The sequence below is a fragment of the Vicinamibacterales bacterium genome, from assembly GCA_035699745.1.
Lineage (GTDB): Bacteria > Acidobacteriota > Vicinamibacteria > Vicinamibacterales > 2-12-FULL-66-21 > JAICSD01.
Genome location: DASSPH010000040.1, coordinates 38271 through 61842, shown reverse-complemented (window position 1 = coordinate 61842; position 23572 = coordinate 38271). Strand labels below are relative to the sequence as shown.

Below are 23572 nucleotides of genomic sequence, written 5' to 3'. Positions count from 1 at the left end.
TCAGGTCATCGCTTGACGTCGAGAAACCGGCTCGCCCACGGAATGAAGTACTGCCAGTTCGGGCCGTCGGTGTGGCCGCCGTCGTGTTGACGCCACGCGAGCTGTCCGTCGAGCAGGCCGGTGTTGACCGGCGGCATCTTCTCTTTCATGTAGTCGTCCGACACGCCGAGCCCCTTGGCGCCGAGCAGACGGAACACCGGCTGCGCCGCGACCGCCGCCATGTAGCTGCCCTGCTGATCGAGCCACTTCGCGTCGCCGCGCTCGGGAACGCCGTAGCTGACGAAGGTCAATCGCGGCGCGCACAACGCCAGCAGTTGATGCGCGTCGACCGGAATGTCGCCCGCCGTCTTTCGCCCGAAGGCCGATTCCTCGGCACCGTACTTCAGAAAGTTGCCCGCCATCCAGTGATACTCGCCCGAGCCGGTGAGGTTCTCCACCGCCTCGCCGAAATTGCGGCGGTGCAGCTTGGCGCCCCCTTCGCCCGACGATCCGATGAGGACGACCGCGAACCGCTGGTCGTAGGCCATCGTCACGAGCGCCGCCTTGCCGTAGCGTGAGACCCCTTCGATGCCGACCTTCCCGGCGTCGACGGCGGGATCGGTCTCGAGATAATCGAGGCCGCGCGACGCCCCCCATGCCCACGCCCGCAGCGCGCCCCAGTCCTCCGGGCGGCGGCGCTGACCTTTGTTGACCAGCCCGATGATGCCCTTCGTGAGTCCGGCGCCGTTGTCGGCCTGGATACTGGCTGGCGAGATCGTCGCGTACCCCCATCCCGCGGCGATCAGCTGTTCGGTCGCGAGCGGATTGCCGCGCCCGAACATCATCATCACCGGCACCGGGCGCGCCGCGTCCGCCGGCGTGACGAGCGTCATCTGGATCTCGACCGCGATCCCGGGAAACGCGGAGTTGTCGACGGCGCCGATCAGCTCCTTGCTGACCGCCGCGCGCCCGCCGATCTCGAGCCGATCGGTTCGACTGACGCGCCAGGCGACCTTCGGAACGTTTGCCGGTACGCGCCCGTACACCTCGCGATCGAACGCCTCGACGATCTCCGGACGGCGCTGCTTCCACCACATCTCGGCGGTGGTCACCTTCCCTCCGTTCTGGAGCGTCAAGACTTCCGGCAGGTTGGGATACGGATTGGCGAGCGCCTCGTCGTAGTTCGCGTGATTGGGCGCCGACTCGTTGCCGCTCGGCCCCGGCCGGAGCGCCTTGATCCCGAGCAGCTCCTTCATGTGCTGGTGATCGGCCGCGGTGGCGGCGGCGTTCGGATTGGGTGGAGCCTGCGCGCCGGCGCCAAGCCCGAGAACCAGCAGTCCCGCAACAGCCGTGGCGATCATCGGTCAGATCCTTTCGCTGACGCTACGCGACATTGGGCGCGCCGAAGTGCTGCTGCACGACCAGCGTGGCCGCGCCGCGCAGCCGCGGCTGCAGCGAGCGTTCGGCGGGCACGATCCTGGTCATCGCCGCCGGCAGCGAGCGGCGCTTCACGATGTCGGCGACGATCGGCCCGACGCGATCCCACGCGCTGGTCACTTCGCCGATGACGATCACCACTTCGGGTGAGAGACCGGTGACCAGGGGAGCCAGGCCGACGCCGAGGTACTCCGCCATGCGGTCGAGCGCCGCCCGCGCGCGGCCGTCCCCCTCCCGCGCGAGGCGCAGCAGCTGATCGAACGAGAGCCCGGCGGGCTTGCGCGCGTGATGGTTCGCGGCGGCCAGATAGTAGCCCACGGCGGCGGAGTTCGACGCCAGCCGCTCCCAGCAGCCGCGGTTGCCGCACGGGCACGGCGGGCCGTTTTCGTCGAGCGTGACGTGCCCGAACTCCCCGGCGCGGGCATCGCCGCCGCGGACCAGCTGCCCGTTCATCAGCAGACCGACGCCGATGCCCTCGGAGACCGTCACCGCGATCAGATTGCGGACGTGCTCGGGATGGCGGCCGAACCACAACTCGGCGAGCGCGCACGCGTTGGCGGCATTCTCCACCGCCACGGGCAGCGCGACCGCTTCCTCGATCATCGCCCGCAGGTTGACCCTGCCCCAGCGCAGGTTCGGGGCGAACACCAGACGGCCGTCGCGATCGACGCGGCCGGGAAGGCTGACCCCCATGCCTTCACACAGCACCTGCGGGTGCGCCTGCCGCAGGGTGCGGACCGTGCGGCTGAGCGCCTCGATGAAGGCCGGCGGATCGTCGGGGGTGCGCCACGACTCCTGCTCGATGAACCGCGCGTCGACACCGGCCAGGCCGACGGTCGTCGTCTCGGGGCGCAGATCGACGGCGAGAATGCCGGCCCGCTCGGCGTTGAGATGCAGGAGCCGCGGCCGCCTGCCGCGGGCCGCATGACCCACTCCCTCCGTCACCCAACCCTCGTCGATCAGCTCGTCGACGATCGCGGAGACGGTGCTCGGCTGGAGGCCGGACGACCGTGCCAGGTCGGCCCGGGACAGGGGGGCCTGACGGCGGATGAAGCTGAGGGCGATGCGGCGGTTGATCTGCCGCGCGGTGCCGCTGGTCGCGAGCCGGAAGTTCGTCAGATCGATCTTGCGCATGGGAGTTTGTTTTGATCGCGAACTATCGCCGGCCCATCATACGCCTCCTCCAGAGCCGGGGATTAATTCAGGTCGAGAATAAAGTATGCTCGCCCGGACGCCATGAGAATCGCCGACGGACGCGTGATCGTCTGCAGCCCCGGACGCAACTTCGTCACGCTGCGGCTCGAGACCGAAGACGGCCTCACCGGCCTCGGCGACGCCACGCTCAACGGCCGTGAGCTGGCCGTCGCCAGCTATCTCGCCGACCACGTGATTCCGGCGCTGGTCGGCCGCGACGCCCGCCGGATCGAGGACCTCTGGCAGTTCCTCTACAAAGGGGCCTACTGGCGGCGCGGCCCGGTCACCATGTCGGCGATCGCCGCCGTCGATACCGCGCTCTGGGACATCAAAGGCAAGGCGCTCGGCGCGCCGGTCTATCAGCTGCTCGGCGGCGCGTCCCGCGACGCGGTCATGGTCTACGGCCATGCCAGCGGCGAGACGATCGACGACGCCGTCGCGTCGGTGGCACGCTACGCGGCGAAGGGCTATCGCGCCGTCCGCGCCCAGTGCAGCGTGCCCGGGCTCGACCGCACCTACGGGATCGGCCGCAACGATCACTACGAGCCGGCGGCGCGCGGCCCGATCACCGAATCGGCCTGGAGCAGCGAGCGCTATCTCGGATCGGTCGCGCCGCTCTTCGAGCGGCTGCGGCGCGAGCTCGGTCCGGAGCTCCACCTGCTGCACGACGTCCACCACCGGCTGACGCCGATCGAAGCGGCCCGTCTCGGGCGCGCGCTCGAGCCGCATGCGCTGTTCTGGCTCGAGGATCCGACGCCGGCGGAGCACCAGGAGAGCTTCCGGTTGATCCGGCAGCACACCACCACGCCGCTCGCCGTCGGCGAAGTGTTCAATTCGATCCACGACTGCCGCGTCCTGATCCAGGAACAGCTGATCGACTTCATCCGCACCAGCGTCGCCCACGCCGGAGGGATCAGCCACCTTCGCAAGATCGCCGCATTGGCGGAGGTCTACGGCGTCCGCACCGGCGCGCACGGCGCCACCGATCTCAGTCCGGTGTCGCTCGCGGCGGCGCTGCATTTCGATTTGAGCGTCCCGAACTTCGGCATCCAGGAATACATGCCCCACGCCCCGGAGACCGACCGCGTCTTCCCGCACGCCTACACGCTCGCCGACGGATTCATGCACCCCGGCGATGCGCCAGGGCTCGGCGTGAGCATCGACGAGGACGCGGCAGCCGCGTTCCCGTACCAGCGCGCCTACCTGCCGGTCGCCCGCCGCCTGGATGGAACGGTGCACGATTGGTAGGCATGCGCATGTGGCGTGTCATCACGCTCGCGATCGCGACCGCCGCGATCGCCTTCACGGCCACCGTGGAGGGGGAGAGCGGCTACGACCTGTGGCTCCGCTACACTGCCGTTCCCGAGGCTTCGGGCCTCGCGGCCGTCAGGCAGGCGGCGACCGCGGTCGTCGCCACGTCGCGCTCCCCGACCGGCGAAGTGATCGCGGCGGAACTGGTGCGCGGGCTGTCGGGTCTCCTCGGCTCAGCGGTGCCGCGCGTCGATCGCCCCTCTCGCCCGGGCGCCGTCGTCGCGGGCACGCCGGCGACGTCGCCGCTGGTCGCCGCGCTCGGGTGGAACGCAGCGCTCGCCCGCCTCGGTGACGAAGGGTACGTGATCCGCAGCGCGACCGTCGCGGGCACGCCGGCAACGGTCGTCGCCTCCGCCGGCGAAGCGGGTGTCCTCTACGGCGTCTTTCATCTGCTGCGGTTGATCCAGACGCGCGAGCCGCTCGCCGCACTCGACATCGCCGAGCGTCCCCGCCTGTCGCGCCGGCTGCTGAATCACTGGGACAATCTCGACGGCTCGATCGAGCGCGGCTACGCCGGGCGGTCGTTCTGGTGGCCGGAGCCGGCGCAGACGCGGATTCTCGACTACGCGCGCGCCAATGCGTCGATCGGCATCAACGGCACCGTCGTCAACAGCGTCAACGCCAACCCGCAGTCACTCACTGCGCCGCGTCTCGCGCAGGCGGCGGCGATCGCCGACCTGCTCCGTCCGTATCGCATCCGCGTGTATCTCGCCGCCAACTTCGCGGCGCCGCGGACGATCGGCGGGCTCGCCACCAACGATCCGCGCGATCCGGCGGTCGTCCGCTGGTGGCGGGCCAAGGCCGAGGAGATCTATCGGCGGATTCCCGATTTCGGCGGCTTCGTCGTCAAGGCCAACAGCGAAGGGCAACCCGGTCCGCAGGATTACGGGCGCACGCACGCCGACGGCGCCAATCTGCTCGCCGACGCGGTCGCGCCGCACGGCGGGATCGTCATGTGGCGGGCGTTCGTCTACAACGCGGACGTCGATCCCGATCGGGTGAAGCGCGCCTATGCCGAGTTCGTGCCGCTCGACGGCGCGTTCCGCCCCAACGTGTTCGCGCAGGTCAAGAACGGGCCGCTGGACTTTCAGCCGCGCGAGCCCTTCCATCCGATGTTCGGCGCGATGCCGCGCACGCCGCTGATGGCGGAGCTGCAGATCACCCAGGAGTATCTCGGCCAGTCCACCCACCTCGTCTACCTGGCGCCGATGTGGAAGGAGTTCCTCGACGCCGACACCTTTGCCAAGGGATCGGGCTCGCGCGTCGCGAAGATCGTCGACGGATCGCTGGACGGCCGCCGGGAGACCGGTATGGCGGGCGTCGCCAACACCGGACGCGACACCAACTGGACCGGCCACGACTTCGGCCAGGCGAACTGGTACGCGTTCGGCCGCCTCGCGTGGAATCCGGATCTCTCCGCCGAGCGCATCGCCGAGGAGTGGATCAGGATGACGTGGGGCGACGCGCCGGCGGTCGTCAGCACGATTCGTTCGATGATGCTCGACTCGCGCGAGATCTACGTGCGCTACACCATGCCGCTCGGCCTGCACCATCTGATCGGCGGCGACCATTACGCGCCGATGCCCGAGAACACGGATCCGCGCCGGGCGGACTGGTCGGCGACCTACTACCACCGCGCGGATCGGGACGGCATCGGCTACGACCGCACGCGGCGCGGGAGCGGCGCGGTCAATCAGTATCGTGCTCCGCTCTCGGCGCAGTGGAACGATCCGTCGGCGACGCCCGACGCCCTGCTGCTGTGGTTCCACCGGCTGCCGTGGGATTACCGGATGAAGTCGGGCCGGACGCTTTGGGATGAACTGGTGCTCACCTACCGGCGTGGCGCAGACGAAGCGGCCGGACTCGTCGAGCGCTGGACGGCGCTTCGCGGATCCGTTGACGAGGAGCGCTACCAGTCGGTGCTCGCCCGCCTGCGCCGTCAGGCGGCCGACGCCGCGGCCTGGCGCGACAAGTGCCTGCAGTACTTCGAGCGCGCCCGGTCAGGCGGGCTGTAGGCGCCGCTCTGTCATTCAAATCGAAGGACGCGAAGGAGGCGAAGCGACGAAGGAGCGTCGACGGAGGCAGTCGCGTCGGGGATCGAAGGACGCGATGAGCGAAGGAGCTTTCCTGTCGCTCGTTTCACGGGGCTTACTTCGAATCCTTCACCCTTCGCATCCTTCGCCCTTCGACCTTCGAGTCCTTCGATCACCGACGCGACTGCTCCTTCGACGCTCCTTCGCCTCCTTCGCGTCCTTCGCCCCTTCGATTAGAAGGACAGCCTTCGACCTTCGCGTCCCTTCGATCACCGACGCGACTGCTCCTTCGAGGCTCCTTCGCCTCTTCGCCTCCTTCGCCCCTTCGATTAGAAATACAGCTTCACGCCCAACTGCATCTGCCGCGCCGGCTGCGCGCTGGTGATCGTGCCGAACGCGTTCGACGAGCGGTTGCCGTTGGGGGTGTTGAAGTTCGTCCGGTTGAACAGGTTGAACGCCTCGATGCGCGCCTCGAGACGCGTGTTGGCGCGGCCGAGGCCGAACGCCTTGTGCAGCCCGAGATCGAACTGCGCGAAGCCTGGCCCGCGGGCGGCGTTGCGCGGCGCGTTGCCGAACGGCTGCGATCGATCGGTCGGGACCGTGACGTTGCCGCCGTTCAGATAGGTGCCCGGGCCGCCGTCCTCGGTCTTGGGGTCGCCGCTCAGGTTCGGCCGGTAGGTGAAGGCTCCGCCGACCGAGAACTGCGAGGTCGGCGTGTAGGACAGGTTCACCGGCGCGCCGCTCGTCATCGTGTTGATCCCGACGAGGCGCCAGCCGCCGAGGAACCCTTCGGCGATCGCCCCCATGTTCGACGCCCACTTGCGTCCCTCGCCGAACGGCAGCTCCCACACGAAACTGGTCGTGTTGTTGAACGGCTGATCGTAGCCGGAGCGGCCGTAGTCCCCTTCGATGTTGGCGAAGTTCACCCGGCTGTTGTCGCCGTTCTGGACCTCGAGGTGGCCGGAGGCATTGTCGCGCGCGCGCGACCAGGTGAACGAGTTGAGCAGGTACAGCCCGCGGCTGTAGCGCCGCTCCACCTTCACCTGCAGCGCGTGGTAGTCCCCCCTGCCGCCGTCGAACGCGATCTGAATCTCCGAAAAGTTCGGAATCGGACGGCGCGCCTGGACGGAGAGGCTCTCGTTCGGCCCGTTCACCCGCGCCTGGTTGTAGTCGGCGAGGATCATGATGTTGCGGCTCTTGTTGCCGACGTAGCCGACGTCGACCAGGAGGTTCGGCAGGATCTCGCGCTGCACCGAGGCGTGCCAGCTCGCTACGCTGCCGGTCTTGTTGTCCTTCGGGATGTAATTCACGCGGACGTTCAGCGGATTGAAGCTCGCCGGCGTCGTGTAGCCCTCGGGATACCCCTGTTGCGTCGTCCGGAAGCAGGTGGTCGGCGCCTGGTTACCAGTGCAGAGCGGCTGGCTGACCGTCTGGTTGATCGTCAGACCGACGACGTGCGGGCCGTTGAAGGAGAGCAGGTTCTCGCCGCCGAGCCGGTTGAAGTGGATGTAGCTCATGCCGTAACCGGCGCGGAGCACGGTCTTGCTGTCGAGCGCGTAGGCGGCGCCGATCCGCGGGGCGAAGTTGTTGCGATCCGGGTTGACCAGCGCCCGGTCGTAAATCGAGCCATCCTTCGCTTGAATCAGCGAGTTCGTCGCCGGATCGAAGTTGGTGAGGAAGTTGTCCTTCTCGTACTGCGGCGTCGCGTACTCGTAGCGCAGACCGACGTTCAACGTGAGCCGCGGGTCGACCTTGATGTCGTCCTGCACGTAGCCGAAGTGCATCCGCTGGCGCAGGTTGGCGAGGAACGGGGTGATGATCGAATACGAGCTGCGCAGGCCGAGCATGAAGTCCGCGAGGTTGTAGGTCGCCGGATCCGCGGTCAGGGCCGACGCCGGGCGCGAGAACTGGCTGCCGTAGCTGTCGCGGCCGTACTTCGGGTTGAAATCGTCGATCTGCGTGTTGATCGCCTGGTACTCGTAACCGGTCTTGAAGCTCTGACGGCCGCGGACCCACGAGAAGTTGATGCGTGGATTGAACACGGTCGGATCCTGGAACTGGGGATTGCTGTTCTGCCGTCCCCAGGTCGTCCAGCCGGTGACCCCCTGTTCGGTGAGGCCGCCCGCGAAGCGCGGATCGGTCGGCAGTCCGGGAATGCCGTAGGCCTCGAGCATGCCGGGCGATCCGACGCCCGGAGGCTCCTTGCCCGCCTTGGTGCGCGACCAGCCGAGGCGGAACTCGAGCAGCGAGCTGACGGCGGGCATGTAGGTGATGCCGCCGGCGACCTGCGTGTTCTTCACGTGGACGAACGCGTTGCTCGGGCTGCCCGTCTCCCCGGGAATCGGCCCGGGCTCGAAGTTCTCCAGGTTCCGGTGGCTGACGCGCACGAACGCGGTGGTGCGCGTGCTGAAGGTGTTGTCCACCTTGACGTCGAACTTGTCGTTGAAGTCGGTGCGCTCGGGGAGCGAATCGAAGTTGTTGGCGATCCCGGCGCGGGTCGGCTGCGGCAGTCCCGCGAGGACCTTCCTGGCGAACGGCGTGATCGCGCTGTCGGGGATGACGCCGTTGGCGTAGGTCTCGCCGGTCAGCGGGTTGAAGATCGGCTTGCCGAGGTTGCCGGCGCGCATCGCCGCGGTCGGGATGCTGGCGAACATCAGCTCGCGGCGCGTCTGCCGGAAGCCTTCGAAGTCGGTGAAGAAGAACGTCTGGTTGCGGACGATCGGGCCGCCGAAGACGAACCCGTACTGGTTGCGATCGAACTTCGGCTTCACCCCCGACGACGGCTTGAAGAAGCCGACGGCGTTCAACGCCGTATTGCGGTTGAACTCCCAGCCGGTGCCGCGGAACTCGTTGGTGCCGCTGCGCAGCGACGCGTTGATCACGGCGCCGCCGGTGCGGCCGTACTCGGCGCTGAAGTTGTTGGTCTGCACCTTGAACTGCTCCACCGCGTCGGGCGAGACCTGCACGACCTGGTTGGAGAAGCCCTGGTTGCTGGTGCCGTAGGAATTGTTGTCGACGCCGTCGAGCATGAAGCTGTTGACGGCGCTGCGCAGGCCGTTGACGTTGAACGACGCGTCGCGCGACTCGGAGATCGCCGAGCGGCGGACGCCGGGGCTCAGCAGCGCGAGGTCGGCGTAGGCGCGGCCGTTCAGCGGCAGATTGACGATCTGCTCCTTGGCGATGACCTGGCCGCGATCGCTGGACTCGGTTTCGAGCAGCTTGACGCTGGCCGTGACGTCGACGGTTTCGCCGACGCTGCCGACCGACAGCGTCAGGTCGACGCGCTGGCGCGCGCCGACGGTCACCGCGATGTCGCGCGCCTCCGCCGCCGAGAAGCCCTGCAGCTCCGCGCGCACCGTGTAGGTGCCGACGCGCACGGTCAGGAACTGGTAATTCCCTTCCGCGTCGGTCACCGCGGTGGAGGCAATCCCGGTCTGGACGTTCTTCAAGGTCACGGTCGCGCCGGGGACCACGGCGCCGGACGCGTCTTTGACCGCGCCAAGCACCGTCGACGTGTCGAACTGCGCGAATACGGGGGCCGGCAGCAGAGCGGCCAGCATGACGAGGAGGGCGAGAGCGAAACCCGCCCGACCGGATCGAGACTGCATGTAGCGTCCTTTTTGTGGTGAGGTGAGGTGAAAAGCCGGCACCGATGATACACCGGCACCCCGCGATTCGCGGCCGGCGAACCGATCCCGCTACTTCCGTCCAATCGCCATGATCTGGTCCTGCGTCCGCAGGATCAGCCGGCCCTCGGAGATGGCGGGCGTCGCCAGCACGGGCGTGGACATCTCGTTCATCGCCAGCTGCTCGTATTTCGGGCCGGCCGCGATCACGTAGATCTGGCCGTCCTCGCTGGCGATGAAGACCCTGCCGTCGTTGGCCACCGGCGACGCGGTGAACGCGGAGGTGGCGCCGCCAAGGCGGGTCTCGTATTTCTTCTCGCCGGTCCTGGCGTCGAAGACGTTCAGCACGCCGTTGTAGCGGACGATGTAGACGAGACCGCGGTAGACGAGCGGCGTGCACATGTACCCGCCGCTGCGCGGGGCGCTCCACGCGACGTGATCGTTGCTCGTGGCGTCGGCCTTGAGGCTGATGTCACCGGCGGCGGTATCCTTGATCGCGTAGACCGGCGACGCCGGGCCGTGCGCGTTGGTGATGTAGATCAGGCCGTCGTTCACCACCGGCGTCGGCACCGGGATGTCGCCGCCGCCGGACAGCTTCCAGACTTCCTTGCCGGTCTTGAAATCATAGGCCCCGACGTGGCGCATGCCGTTGACGAGGATCTGGGTCTGGCCGTTCACGGTATGAATCGTCGGCGTGCTCCACGTCGGCACGTCGGTGCGCGCGACGCGCCACACCTCGCGGCCGTCCCTGGCGTCGAACATCGCGAGGAACGATCCCTTCTGGACGTCGGCCTGCACGATCACCATGCCGTCGTGCAGCACCGGGGAGCTGCCGGTTTCCCACTGCGCGTCGGGCACCATGTAGTAGCCGGCGTCGAGCACGCCGAGATCCTTCTTCCACAGCAGCGTGCCGCGCATGTCGTAGGCGTAGAGGCCCTCCGACCCGAAGAAGGCGACGATCCGTTCGCCGTCGGTCGCCAGCGTGGAGTTCGCGTGGCTGTTCTTCATGTGCCGCTTGACCTTCGGCACACCCTTGTACGCCGTCCGCTGCCACTTCACGCGGCCGGTCTTCTTGTCGAGCGCGTAGACGCGCCACTCGTGTTCGGTGTCGTCCGGCACCGAGGCGATGTCGCCGTAATAGCCGACGCGAAGGCCCGCGTCCTTCTTCCCGCTGATCGCCGTGGACAGGAAGATGTCGTCCTTCCAGACGATCGGGCTGGAGAGACCCAGCCCGGGAATCGGCGTCTTCCACAGCACGTTGGCGCCGCCGGCGGTGTTCCACGTCGCGGGAAGCGAGAAGCCCTCGGCCACGCCGGACGCCGCGATGCCGCGGAACTGCGGCCAGTCGACGCCGGGCGTGGGCGGCGCCGGTGCCGCACGAAGCACGGCCGTCGCCACGACGATCACGAGCGCGGTCACGGTTCTCATCGGCGAAATCCTACACCGCTTGCCGTCCCGCGGCGGTACTATGTCGCCGCGGATCGAAGCCGCCGTGGGACGAAGACGACGATGGGGAGGCAGACGTGCATCAGGACCTGCGATACGCGGTGCGGATGCTGCTGCGGCAGCCGGGATTCTCGATCGTGGCGATCGTCACCCTCGCCCTCGGCATCGGCGCCAACACCGCGATCTTCTCGCTGCTCGACAAAGTGATCGTGCGGCCGCTGCCGGTCGAGGCCCCCGAACGGCTGGTCGCCTTCGATGCGAACGACTCGCCGCTGATCGTCTCCAATCCCGTGTACGAGGCGCTGCGCGATCGCGCGCCGGCGCTCGCGTCCCTGGCGGCGCACGCGGAGCGTCCGTTGACGCTCAGCGGCGGCACGCACGGCGAACGCGTCACCGGCGCCATCGTCTCCGGCAACTACTTTCGAACGGTCGGCATCACCGCGGCGGTCGGGCGGCTGTTCGGCGCCGACGAGGATCGTGCAGGCGGGACGCATGCCGTGGCCGTGATCAGCCACGGTCTGTGGCGCCGCGCATTCGCCGCCGATCCCGGGGTCATCGGCCGCAGGATCACGGTCAATGCCCGCACCCTCACGGTGGCCGGCGTGCTGCCGTCCGGCTTCTTCGGCACGACGCGCGGCATCAGCGTCGACGTCTACATTCCGCGCATGATGGCGCCCGCCATCGAGCCCCATAGCGAAGACGCGCTGACGGCGACGAACTGGGGATGGCTGCACGTCATCGCACGCCTCGCGCCGGGCGCGACGATGGCACAGGCGCAGGCGGCGCTGGATCCGGCATTCGAGGAATTCGGCTTCGGCCGCAAGGCCGCCGGCAATCCGAAGAAGGACAGCTTCAACCTGGGGCCGCTGCCGGCCGTGCGGCTGCGTGACGGCAGCCGCGGCGACACCGACGACGTCGACGGCCTCGAGCTGCCGCTGAAGATGGTGATGGCCGCGGTCGGGCTCGTGCTGCTCATCGCTTGCGCGAACATTGCCAGCCTGCTGCTCGCCCGCGCCGTCGTCCGCCGCAAGGAGATGGGCATCCGTCTGGCCGCCGGCGCCGGCCGCGGCCGCATCGTCCGGCAATTACTCACCGAGGGCGTGCTGCTCGCATCGATCGGCGGCGCCGCCGCAATCGTCGTCGCGTCGAAGATCGCGGAGGTGCTCGTCGGATTCCAGCAGCAGGTCACCTACATCCCGCACTCGCTCGACGCCGCGATCGATGCGCGGGCGCTGGCGTTTGCGGCGACTCTGGCGCTGCTGACCGGCATCGTGTTCGGCCTCGCGCCCGCGCGCCAGGCGCTCGCCGCCGATGTCCTGCCGGCGCTGAAGGTAGATGTGTCCGCGCCGAGCCGCGGCACCTGGCGGGCCGGCAGTCTGCTCATCGTCGTGCAGACGGCGCTGTCGATCGTCGTCCTCGTCGGGGCGCTGCTCTGCATCAAGAGCCTGCGCGCGATCCAGGCGGTCGACAGCGGCATCGACACGACGAAGGTCATGACCGCGTCGTTCGATCTCAACATGAACCACTACGACGTCGACCGCGGACGGCAGTTCATCGCGGCGCTGCACAACCAGGTCGCCGCGCAGCCGGGGGTGGAGAGCGTCGCGTTCGGCACGATCGTGGCGTTCAGCGACAGCCTCTGGGTGAGCGGCGCGCGCCCCGAGGGCTATCGGCCGGCGGCCGGCGAGCGGCTGGCGTTCGACTTCAACACGGTCAGTCCGGGGTACTTCCGCACGCTCGGAACGCCGCTTGCCGCAGGCCGCGAGTTCACCGAGGCCGACCGCCTCGACGCGGCGCCGGTCGCCATCGTCAACGAAGCGCTGGTCCGGCGGTTCTGGCCCGGCCAGAACGCCGTCGGCAAGCGGCTCGATCGCGGCCGCCGTGTCGTGGAGATCGTCGGCGTGGTGCGCGATACCCGGGCCAGGAAGATCACCGAAGAACCACGGCCGACGATCTTCCTGCCGTTGTCGCAGTTGTATTCATCGAACGTGACGATTCACGTCCGCTCCGCTGCCGATCCACGCGGCGTGCTTGGCGCGGTGCGCGCGGAAATTCAGAACCTCGATCCGGGTCTGGCCGTGTCGAACCTGCAGACGCTCGACGCGCAGCGCAACGGGTCGCTGTATGCCGAGCGGCTCTCCGCGGCGCTGCTCGGCATGCTCGGCCTGCTCGCGCTGACGCTGGTCGCGATCGGGCTCTACGGAATCCTCTCGTATGCGGTGACACAACGGACGCGCGAAATCGGCGTGCGCAGCGCGCTCGGCGCACAGCCGCACGATCTCCTGCGCCTGGTCATGGCACGCGGCCTGTGGCTGACGACGATCGGAATCGCCGCCGGAGTGGCCCTGTCGCTGGGGCTGGTGCGAGTGATCCGCGGCGTGCTGTTTCAGGTGAGCCCGCTCGATCCGCCGACGTTCGTGCTGGTACCACTCGGCCTGATGGCCGTCGCCGTCGCCGCGTGCTGGCTGCCCGCGCGCCGCGCCGCACGGCTCAACCCCCTCGCGGCGCTGCGGCGGGAATAGGGAGCGAGGAGCCGGAAGCTGGAAGCTGGCAACCGGCAACCGGCAACCGGCAACCGGCAACTGGCAACTGGCAACTGGCAACCGGCAACTGGCAACCGGCAACCGGCAACCGGCAACTGGCAACCGGCAACTGGCAACCGGCAACCGGCAACCGGCAACCGGCAACTGGCAACCGGCAACTGGCAACCGGCAACCGGCAACCGGCAACCGGCAACCGGCAACTGGCAACCGGCAACTGGCAACCGGCAACTGGCAACCGGCTACTGGCAACCGGCTACTGGATCGTGACCGCCCCAGACGGCGCGGCCGAATCGCTCGCGCCGGACATCGTGCTGGTCGCCTGCCACACGCTGCCGGTCGTGTTGAGCATGAAGTATCGCGTGCCGGTGCTGACCGCGATCGGATCGGCCCAGGCGTGGAAGCCCGACGCCAGATTCGCCGCGCCGTTGCACGCGGTGAACCCGCTGACCGCGGTGCCGGTCATCGACACCGTGTAGCCGCTCTTGCTGACGCTCGGCGCCTGCGCGAGATCCGGGCTGAGGAACGGCGCGCCGCCCGACGGGCCGCTCCCGAGCGTATCCAGCCCCTGGGCGTAGCGGCCGCTCGCGCAGCTGGCGGCGAACGTCCCTTGCGCGCTGCCGATGGCGCGGAGCGAGCCGATCGCCCACGCTTCGTTGCCGGAGATACGGGCGCGGACCAGGCCGGGAATGGCGATCGCCGCAATGATGCCGATGATGGCGACGACGATCAGCAGCTCGATGAGCGTGAAGCCGTCCGCGTGGCGTTTCATGAGCTGGACGACAGAGCAACGCCGGTGCCACGGCGGCGCGCGGCGGCGTCAGGGCGTCAATCGCTGCACCTGCAAGCACTTATGTGCAGCGCACGATCGGCGCGGCGACTGACAGAATTCGGCGGGTGACGTTCGTTGTCACTCCCGCCGGTCGTTCGCCTTGACGGGCCACCGCTCGCTGTCGGTGCGCGCGGTGCGGAGGTACGCTTCGATCTTCTGCACCACGGCGGGATTGGCCGCGGCGACGTTGCTCGATTCCGCGGGATCGTGCTCGAGATCGTACAGCTCGAGCGCCTGATCCTTCGCCAGCCGCACCGCCTTCCATCGTCCCATCCGCACCGCCTGCTGGAAGCCGCGCTCGTGGAACTCCCAGTAGAGGAACTCGTGCTGGCGCTGGCGTTCGCCGCGGAGCGCGCGCGCCATCGAGAGACCGTCGATCCCGGCCGGCACCTTCGCCGAGGCGATCTCGGCGAGCGTCGGAAACATGTCCCAGTGCGTCCACGGATGCGCGCTGACGCGCCCCGCCGGGATGGTGCCGGGCCAGCTCGCGATCATCGGCACGCGGATCCCGCCTTCGTAGAGATCGCGTTTGATCCCGCGCAGACCGCCCGAGCTCTTGAAGAAGGCCGGCGCGGCGCCCCCTTCCTGGTGCGGACCGTTGTCGCTGACGAACATCAGCAGCGTGCGGCGATCGAGACCGCGCGAGCGCAGCAGATCGTGCAGCCGCCCGATGTCGCGATCCATGCGGACGATCATCGCGGCAAACGCCGCCTTCGGCGCCGGCTGGGATCGGTATCCGAGGGACGGGCCGTCCGGGCCGGTCGGGCGGCCGTCTGCGGCGGCATTGGCGAACGGCGTTTCCGGAAACCGGCCGCGCAGCGCTTCGAGCGAATCTTCCGGCACGCGCAGCTCCGCGTGCGGCACGGTGTAATTGAGATAGAGGAAGAACGGCCGCGGATCGGCGCGCTCGATGAACGCCGCCGCCTCGCGCGTGAAGAGGTCGTTCACGTAGTCCTTCTCGAGGTCCGTCGCCACCGGCTCGCTGTTGCGAAACAGGTGATCGGTGTACTGGCGGTGCGCGTGGCGGTGATCGAGGAATCCGAACGAGTACTCGAAACCCTTCCGATCCGGCTGTCCCGGGGTGCCGGGACGGCCGAGCCCCCACTTGCCGATGACGGCGGTGCGATAGCCAACGTCCTTCAACGCCATCGCGATGGTGACGTCCTCGTCACGCAGCGGGATCTCGCCGTTGCCGCGAATCCACGCGTGGCCGGTGTGCAGGCCGGTCATGAGCGCGGCGCGCGAAGGCGCACACACGGTGCTGCCGGCGTAGTACTGCGTGAAGCGGATGCCGCCGGCCGCCAGGCGATCCAGCGACGGAGTGCGGAACCGCGCCTGCCCGTAAGCGCTCAGATCGCCGTAGCCGAGATCGTCGGCCTGGATGAGGACGATGTTCGGCCGCGACGGCGGCGGCTGCGGCACCGCGGCAATCGCGGCCCAGGACACCGCCGCGGCGCCCGCGGCGGCGAATGGCAGGGTGCGGATGAAACTCGGCATCTCTGAACTCCTACACCGAAATCGCCTTGTCGATCGCGAACGGCTGACCCGACCAGGCGCGCCGTGCGGTCCACGGCTCCGGCGCGGCCGCCCAGAACGCATCCGCCGCCGGAAGGCCGAGCGGCAGAAACGCGGTCGCGCACAGGTAGAGAGAGCCGGTGGAAATGTACGACTCGCCGACGCCCGGCTGATGACCGCAGAACCCGATCCGCAGCCATCCGTCCGTATCGAAGGTGCCCGGCGCCTCGAGTGTACGGCGGATCACGGCGGTCAGCGCGCCGCGCACCTGGGCCGGCGACACGTTCTCGGGCAGGGCGCGGCGCAGCGCGATCTGGGCGAGCAACTGGAACGCGCCGCAGCGGTAGGCCAGCGATCGGCCGAGCGGCGGAAAGCTCCCATCGGGGCCGATCAACCGCTCCTGCACCGCGGCGTACCGCCGCGCCCGCTCCTCCACCCGCGCGGATAGCGTCTTCCAGGCGGGCTGGCGTTCGCGGAACACCTCGAGCACGTCGAGCAGCATCGGCTGGATCACGAAGCTGTTGTAGTAGTCCCAGTGAAACGCGGGACCGTCGCCATAGGCGCCGTCGCCTTTGTACCAGGCCTCGTGCTGCCGGACGGCGTAGTCCACGCGCATCAAATCGGCACGGCCGCCGAGCGCCGACACGCCGGCCTCGACCATCGCCGAGAACAGCAGCCAGTTGTTGTAGCCGGGCGTGATGACGCGCGTCGACTCGAGCGCCGCGAGGAGATTCCGTGCGGCCCGCGCGTCGAGCGGCTCGACCAGCGTCCGCCGCGCGCGCAGCAGTCCGTGCGCGAGGAAGGCCGCGTCGACCAGCGGCTGGCCGCCGCGCGTGAAGTTCAGGAAATCGGGCGAGGCCGGATCGACCGCCCGATCGATGGCGGCACGCGCGAGCTCCGCCGTCGCGCCGCGCGCCCGCCCCTCCTCGGACGAATCCGCGGCCAGCTCGAGCCACGGGGCGACGCCGGCGACGAGACGCCCGAGCGCTTCGAGATGCGTGACGTCCGCCCGATTCCCCCCCGCCGCCTGCTCCACGGGCATCCGCGCCTTGAGCGTTCCCGCGGCGAGATGCCTCAGCACCGGATCGGCGAGACGCCGGAGCAGCCCGACCCAGATCGCACGGTCGTCCGCCGGCGCGCTCAGGCTCTGAGTGACGGCCGTGCCCGACACGGTCGGAACCGCGAGGACGCCGGCGACCGACTGCAGCAACTCACGTCGATTCATGGATCTCCCGCTCATCTCCACCGCTTGCCGCTCTCCGCTGACCGCGCTCCGCGTTCAGCGGAAGTACCCGCGACGGGCTCTCACGGTCCATGGTTCGCGGCGGTTCAGGCGGACCTCCAGCGCGTGCCAGCCGGGGGCCGCATCCGTGGGGGAATAGCGCAGCACGTAGCTGGATCGAAAATCCTCCAGCGCCGCGGTGACCGCGCGCAGCGAATCGGGCCCGAGCTGACCGCCCGCGTGCATGTCGCCTCCCGTGCGCCGTGCCGCCTCGCGCAGCACTTCCAGATCGGCGTCGCGCCGGGGCAGCCAGTTCGGCGGCACCGGCGGCGGCGCCGCCGCGAACGTCACCGTGACGATGTGGAGCAGGACGTCGGAGCGTTCGGCGGCGTCGCGAACCGCACCGGCGTCGAGCGCGCTGATGGTATCGACGCCGTCGGTCAGCGCGATGAACAGATGCCGGCGATCGGCGTCCACCGGAGTCACCAGCCCGGCGAACAGCGCGTCGTGCACCGCGCTCGCGCCATTGAACGGAATCCGCGCCGGCCAGATCTGCTCCGCCGCGCTCCGCAACGGGAGGACTTCGTGCACCATCGTGTCGATGGACAACAGCCGGAACCGGTCGCTCGCACGAAGCCGGCGCGCGAGCGACGCCGCCTCGGCAACCAGCCGGCCGACGCCGGTTGCGGTGCTGCCGCTGGTGTCGATCGCCAGCGTGAGATCGATCGGCAGCTTCTCCATCGAGACTGCGTCGATCCTCTGCCCGTGGCCATTGTCGGTCAGCCGGAAATCCGCTGCCGTCAAGGCGGTGACCGGGGCGTTGCCGGACCGCACCGAGACGACGACCGATACCACGGTCCGCTCCGACCGGAACGGCACCTGGCTCGCTGCGACCGACACCACGGCCGCGAACAGCACACCGCAGGCGAGCGTCGGCCGCGGCGTCATCGAAGCTGCGTCCGGAGCTGCGCCACCAGCTCGGGCCAGAAGCGATAGTCCCCGTCCTGATACGTTCGCCACGGATCCGGGGCGGCGTCCGTCCCCGCGACCGCCGCCTCGACAACCCCTGGCGCGCGCGCACGGTCCGGTCCGCGGAACAGGATCCCGGCCAGGGCGAACGAGGCCGACTGCGCCCGCGGGAACAGCTCGAGCGCGGACGCGAACGCCGCCGCGGCGCCGGGCACGTCCGCCATGCCGAGCCGCGCGCGGCCGCTGAAGTAGCGCGAGAGATACAGCAGGAACCGATCGCCGGTCAACGGCTCGACGCGCGCCAACTGGGTCCACGCGTCGGCGTGCCGCCCGAGCCGCAGATAGGTGAGCCCGACGCGGAGGCGCGCCTCGGCCTCCACGACGCGGCGCGACGTCAAGCCCTCGAAGTCCTTCGCCAGCGACTGCAGCATCGCGGCGCCGGGGTCGCCCGCCCGGGCCTGCATCTTCACGACGTTCCAGCTCTCCTGTTCGCGCGCGAGCAGCCGCGCCAGCAGCAGCCGGTCGTCGTCAGGGAACCGCGCGAGGCTCTGAACGGGAAGATTGACGAGGAAGGCATCACGGGTGCGCTGCACGAGGGCGTTGGCCGCACGGTGCCAGGCGCGCTCGCCGTCAGACGGCGGATGCTCGGTCAGCAGCGCCGCGGCCCACGGAAGCAGCGCGCGCTGCGCTTCCCTGGCGCGCAGATCGGCAGCCGCGACCTCGAGCGCGGCGGACGCAACCGCGAGGCGGCGCCTGCGGGCCTCCGGCGGCGCGGCGTCGATCCACGGGTACGCGGCGGATCGCAGATCCATGACGAAGCCGTTCGTCTGGACGAAGCGAGCGATGGCGCTGTCGATCTGCTTCCCGGCGAGATACGCGTCGAAGAGATCGGCGGCGGGCATGTCCGCAGCCGGGCGCGGCGCGTCCTGCGTCAGGGACAGCAGGAAGAGCACGAGGATCGCGCGCGCCGGCATGGCGCGCATTATGAGGCAGTTCGGCTAGTTGAGGTACGTCGAGGACGACAGCCAGGAGCGATTCGGGTAATAGGCGAACAGCAGCCCGCCCCCCTTCACCGCGTTGATCAGCGACGCCGCGATCTCGGGCCGGACCGCAGGGCAGCCGAGACTGCGGCCGAGACGTCCCAGCGCGTGCGCCGTGGCGGGATTCACGTAGTCGGCGCCGTGAATCACGATCGCCCGCTCCCGTGCCCGATCGTTGATCCCCCGCTCGAGCCCGTCGAGGCGCAGCGACAGACCGTGCTTGCCCATGTAAGCTTCGGCCGTCCGGAAGAGGCCGAGACTCGACTGGTTGCTCTCCGGCACGTTCGAGAACGCCGTCGCGAGATTCGCGCCGCTGCCCCGCCCGTGCGCCACCAGCTCGTGGAACAACAGCGCGCGCGATCGGAGGTCGTAGACCCACATCCGCTTCTCGGTGGAGGGACGCGAGAAGTCGATCACCGTCAGCGTGCGTGGCTCGGCCGCGTCACCGCGGGAGACGGCCTGCGCGGCGGCGTCCATCGCCAGGGCGAACAGCGCGGGATCGATCCCGCCGCGGAGCGCCGGCGCCCACGCGGCGGCGTCGAACTCCGCTGCCACAGTGGTAACGGCTTTCCGCGCCGCCGCGGCTGAGGTTGCTGCCGACGGCTCGACCGTTCGCCCGGCGGCGGTGGAACCCGGCAGCGCCAGAACAGCCGTGGCAAGCGCGAAGCGAAACGTAGCCACACGTGTGGCAGCACGGAAAAAATGGAGCATTTTTGACGTTTGAACGCGGCCGCTGAAACGCGACCGCACAATCATTCTACCACACCGGACGGTAAATCCAATCGATTCTACACGATACGGAACAGCTTGAAGCCCGTCCGGCACACCCCGTGCTTTCAGGGCGCGCCATGGGTAGGCGCCTTCTCTTCAACCTCGGAGTCCTCCTCCTCGCGCTGTCCTCCCGGGCCGCAGCGGCCGAGCTGATGTGCGACCCGTCGTTTCAGGACTGCCGCGCGCTGCTCCTCTCGCGCATTCAGAACGAACCGACGGCCATCGATCTCGCCATGCTCTTCATGGAGGACGACGCGATGGCGGACGCGATCATCGCGCGCCACCAGGCCGGCGTGCGCGTGCGCGTCCTGATGGAGCCCCGCCGCAATCTCACCACGCCGAAGAACGAGATCATCCTGGCGCGCCTGAGAGATGCCGGCATCCCCATGCGCGCCAAGAGCGGCGGCGGCATGCTCCATTGGAAGTTCATGATCTTCGACGCGCAGAACGTCGTGGAGTGGAGCGCCGCCAACTACTCGGACTTCTACTTCAAGCCGATCGTCCCCTACGCCAACTACACCGACGAGGGAATCTATTTCACGGATCAGCCGAGCCTCGTCGACAGCTTCCGCCGGAAGTTCGACGACGCGTGGGTGGACGCGGCGGCATTCTATGACTACGCCAACATCGCGTCGGCGCCGGTGCGGCGCTACCCCCTCTACGCGATCGATCCCGATCTCAGCTTCGTACCGTTCGAGAATTTCGCCACCCGATCCGTGCCGCTCTACGACGCCGAGCAGGTGCGCATCGACAGCGTGATGTACAAGATCACGGACGCCAATCATGCCGACGGCCTGATTCGCGCCGCCAGGCGCGGCGTCCCCGTGCGGCTGATCGTCGAGGGGGAGCGCTACCGCAATCCCTCGAACTTCTGGCAGGCGTATCAGGTCGATCGCCTCTACATGGCGGGCGTGCAGATCCGCGATCGCGCGCACGAAGGCTTCCTCCACCAGAAGAGCACGCTGCTCTACGGACAGGCGACGACGATCTTCGGCTCGTCCAACTGGACCAACGAGTCGAACACGTCGCAGTACGAGCACAACTACTTCACCGCCAAGCCGTGGTTCTTCGAGTGGTTCCGGCAGAATTTCGAGCGCAAGTGGAACAACGCCGCCGGGGCGATCGAGACGGCGCCGTTCCGTCCGCTGCCGCCCGATGCGCCGGCCTACGTCTCGCCCGCGAACGGCGCGACCGGCGTCGCGACCAGCGGCACGGCGCTGCGGTGGAACCCGGGACTCTGGGGCTGGACGGCGGACGTCTACTTCGGCACCTCGCCGTCCCCGCCGCTGCTCGCCGCAGGCGTCACCGCCACGCCGAGCGAGGTGCACGGCTTCACCCTGCCGGCGCTGAACCCGGGGACGACCTACTACTGGAGGATCGTGAGCAAGACGGCGGCGCTCCAGCAGGCCGCGGGGGCGGTCTATTCCTTCACCACCGCCGGGGGCACGCCGCCTCCCCCACCGCCGAACGCGCCGCCGACGGTGTCGATCGCGAGCCCGGCCAGCGGCAGCACGTTCACCGCCCCGGCCACGATCGCGATCGCCGCCACCGCCGCTGACAGCGACGGGGCCGTCGTCCGCGTCGACTTCTACGCGGGCAGCAGTCTCATCGGCAGCGATACCAGCAGTCCGTTCCAGCTCACGTGGAGCAACGTGCCGGCCGGCAGCTACACGCTGACGGCGCGCGCGACGGACAACGCCGGCGCGGCCGCCTCCTCGTCGGGCGTCACCGTCACGGTGGCGAATGCGCCGCCACCGGCGTCCCTGCCCTCGCCCTGGCAGTCGCAGGACATTGGCGCCGTCGGCCCCGCGGGACGCGCCAGCGCCTCGAACGGCGCCTTCACGATCGCCGGCGGCGGCGCGGACGTGTGGGGCGCTGCCGACGCGCTGCACTTCGCCTGGCAGCGGCTCAGCGGAGATGCCGACGTCATCGCCCGCGTCAGCTCGGTCGAATACATCCACGCGTGGACCAAGGCGGGCGTGATGATCCGCGAGCGGTTGACCCCGGAATCGGCGCACGCGTTCATGCTCGTGTCGCCGGGCAAGGGGCTCGCGTTTCAGCGCCGCGTCGCCGAGGGCGGACTGTCGACGAGCACCGCGGGGGGCGGCGGGACTGCGCCGGCGTGGGTGAAGCTGGAGCGCCGCGCCAACACGATCACCGCGTCCGTGTCTGCCGACGGCTCGAGCTGGTCGGTCGTGGGCAGCGATACGTTCGCGATGGGCGCCGACGTGCACGTCGGGCTCGGCGTGTCGAGCCACGACGCGACGCGGCTGGCGACCGCCGGGTTCGACAACGTCACCGTGCGAAGCGTGACGCCGACGCCGCCGCCTCCGCCGCCGCCGGCGCTGCCGGATCCCTGGAAGGCGCAGGACATCGGCGCGGTCGGCGCCGCGGGATCGGCGGCGGCCTCGAACGGCACCTTCACCGTCAAGGGAGCCGGGGCGGACGTGTGGGGCTCGGCCGACGCATTTCAGTTCGTCTGGCAACCCCTCACCGGCGACGCCGACGTCGTCGCGCGCGTGGCGTCGGTGGAGTACGTGCACGCATGGGTGAAGGCGGGCGTGATGATCCGCGAGCGCCTCGCCGCGGACTCGCCGCACGCGTTCATGCTGGTGTCGGCGGGCAAGGGGATCGCGTTCCAGCGGCGCGTCGCGTCGGGCGGGCTGTCGGCCAACACCGCCGGAACGTTCGGCGCCGCGCCGGCGTGGGTCAAGCTGGAACGCCGAGGCGGCACCATCGCCGCGTATCAGTCGGCGGACGGGGTCAGCTGGTCGTTCGTCGGGCAGGACACGTTCGCGATGCCGGCGACGGTGTACGCCGGGCTCGCCGTCTCGAGCCACGACGTATCACGAACGGCGACCGCGACGTTCGACAACGTCCGCGTGCAGGCGACGACCGCGCCGCCGCCCCCGCCGCCGTCCGGGATCAAGGAGATCGTGCTCTACGCAGCCGATGCCACGACGGTGGCGGGGCCGTGGCGGCTCGAAAACGACAGCACCGCCGCGGCGGGCAGGCGCGCGTGGATTCCCGACATGGGCGTGCCGAAGGTCGTCACGCCGCTGGCGGATCCGTCGGGCTACGTCGAGTTCACGTTCAACGCCGACGCCGGCCGGGCGTATCGTCTGTGGATCCGCGGCATGGCGGAACGCAACGACTGGAGCAACGATTCGGCGCACATCCAGTTCTCGGGCGCGGTCGACGCGCAAGGCACGCCCATCTACCGCATCGGGACGACGAACGCGGCGCAGTTCCTCCTCGAATCGTGCAGCGGGTGCGGCGTCGCCGGCTGGGGCTGGGAAGATCACGCGTGGGGTGCCGGGGTGATGGCGCCGGTGCTGTACTTCGCCACCACCGGCCCGCAGCGCATCCGCGTGCAGAACCGGGAGGACGGCCTCTCGATCGATCAGATCGTGCTGTCGGCAGAGCGCTACCTGAACGCCGCGCCCGGCAGCGGCAAGCTGGACTCGACCATCGTGCCGAAGTGAGACGGGCCATCGGGTGATCGGGTGATCGGGTGATCGGGTGATCGGGTGATCGGGCGATCGGGTGATCGGGCACCGAATGCGGAAAGCTGTGAGCGGACGGCGCCGAGCGGCGGGCACGACTGTATCGCGCGCCGGATTGCGGTATAATCGGTGGTTCAAGCTGATCGCTTGA

General features: G+C 69.3%; 14 protein-coding genes. 4 read left to right on the top strand and 10 right to left on the bottom strand.

The window, feature by feature from the left end:
* Window positions 1-5: 5 nt before the first annotated feature.
* Window positions 6-1340: a hypothetical protein gene (locus VFK57_08100; protein HET7695652.1), complete on the bottom strand. Its 1335-nt coding sequence runs from the start codon at window positions 1338-1340 to the stop codon at window positions 6-8.
* 22 nt (window positions 1341-1362) lie between these two features.
* Window positions 1363-2550, bottom strand: coding sequence for an ROK family transcriptional regulator (locus VFK57_08095; GenBank protein HET7695651.1), 1188 nt, complete (start codon window positions 2548-2550; stop codon window positions 1363-1365).
* 102 nt (window positions 2551-2652) lie between these two features.
* Here VFK57_08095 and manD point away from each other — a divergent pair, with 102 nt between their 5' ends.
* Entirely contained in the window at window positions 2653-3858 is a 1206-nt protein-coding gene (gene manD / locus VFK57_08090; protein ID HET7695650.1) for a D-mannonate dehydratase ManD, read from the top strand.
* Window positions 3859-3860: 2 nt separating this feature from the next.
* Window positions 3861-5936 (top strand): alpha-glucuronidase family glycosyl hydrolase, encoded by a 2076-nt coding sequence (locus VFK57_08085; protein ID HET7695649.1) that lies wholly within the window; start codon window positions 3861-3863, stop codon window positions 5934-5936.
* A gap of 347 nt (window positions 5937-6283) precedes the next feature.
* On the opposite strand, the gene VFK57_08080 is transcribed toward VFK57_08085, so the two are convergent.
* Window positions 6284-9514, bottom strand: a complete 3231-nt coding sequence (locus tag VFK57_08080; GenBank protein ID HET7695648.1) for a TonB-dependent receptor — start codon at window positions 9512-9514, stop codon at window positions 6284-6286.
* 138 nt (window positions 9515-9652) lie between these two features.
* The gene (locus VFK57_08075; GenBank protein HET7695647.1) at window positions 9653-11008 is read right to left on the bottom strand and encodes a PQQ-binding-like beta-propeller repeat protein; all 1356 of its coding nucleotides are present in this window, start codon (window positions 11006-11008) and stop codon (window positions 9653-9655) included.
* Window positions 11009-11103: 95 nt separating this feature from the next.
* Between VFK57_08075 and VFK57_08070 the strand changes: the two genes are divergently transcribed.
* A complete protein-coding gene (locus VFK57_08070) occupies window positions 11104-13548 on the top strand; it encodes an ABC transporter permease (GenBank protein ID HET7695646.1) in 2445 nt (814 codons plus the stop codon).
* Window positions 13549-13822: 274 nt separating this feature from the next.
* Here VFK57_08070 and VFK57_08065 read toward each other — a convergent pair whose 3' ends face one another.
* The 6 genes from VFK57_08065 to VFK57_08040 form a co-directional block, all read right to left on the bottom strand.
* Entirely contained in the window at window positions 13823-14338 is a 516-nt protein-coding gene (locus VFK57_08065; protein HET7695645.1) for a prepilin-type N-terminal cleavage/methylation domain-containing protein, read from the bottom strand.
* Window positions 14339-14476: 138 nt separating this feature from the next.
* Complete coding sequence (locus VFK57_08060; protein HET7695644.1) at window positions 14477-15895, bottom strand: arylsulfatase; 1419 nt, start codon at window positions 15893-15895, stop codon at window positions 14477-14479.
* Between the two features lie 10 nt (window positions 15896-15905).
* Window positions 15906-17138, bottom strand: coding sequence for a DUF2264 domain-containing protein (locus tag VFK57_08055; protein ID HET7695643.1), 1233 nt, complete (start codon window positions 17136-17138; stop codon window positions 15906-15908).
* 54 nt (window positions 17139-17192) lie between these two features.
* Window positions 17193-18083, bottom strand: a complete 891-nt coding sequence (locus VFK57_08050) for a VWA domain-containing protein (GenBank protein ID HET7695642.1) — start codon at window positions 18081-18083, stop codon at window positions 17193-17195.
* Window positions 18080-19078 (bottom strand): hypothetical protein, encoded by a 999-nt coding sequence (locus VFK57_08045; protein ID HET7695641.1) that lies wholly within the window; start codon window positions 19076-19078, stop codon window positions 18080-18082. Before VFK57_08045 ends, VFK57_08050 begins: the two co-directional genes overlap by 4 nt.
* A 24-nt stretch (window positions 19079-19102) precedes the next feature.
* Window positions 19103-19699, bottom strand: coding sequence for a murein L,D-transpeptidase catalytic domain family protein (locus VFK57_08040; GenBank protein HET7695640.1), 597 nt, complete (start codon window positions 19697-19699; stop codon window positions 19103-19105).
* Between the two features lie 293 nt (window positions 19700-19992).
* On the opposite strand from VFK57_08040, the gene VFK57_08035 reads away from it, so the two are divergent.
* On the top strand, window positions 19993-23400 hold the full coding sequence (locus VFK57_08035; GenBank protein HET7695639.1) for a phospholipase D-like domain-containing protein: 3408 nt from the start codon (window positions 19993-19995) through the stop codon (window positions 23398-23400).
* The last annotated feature ends 172 nt before the right edge of the window (window positions 23401-23572 follow it).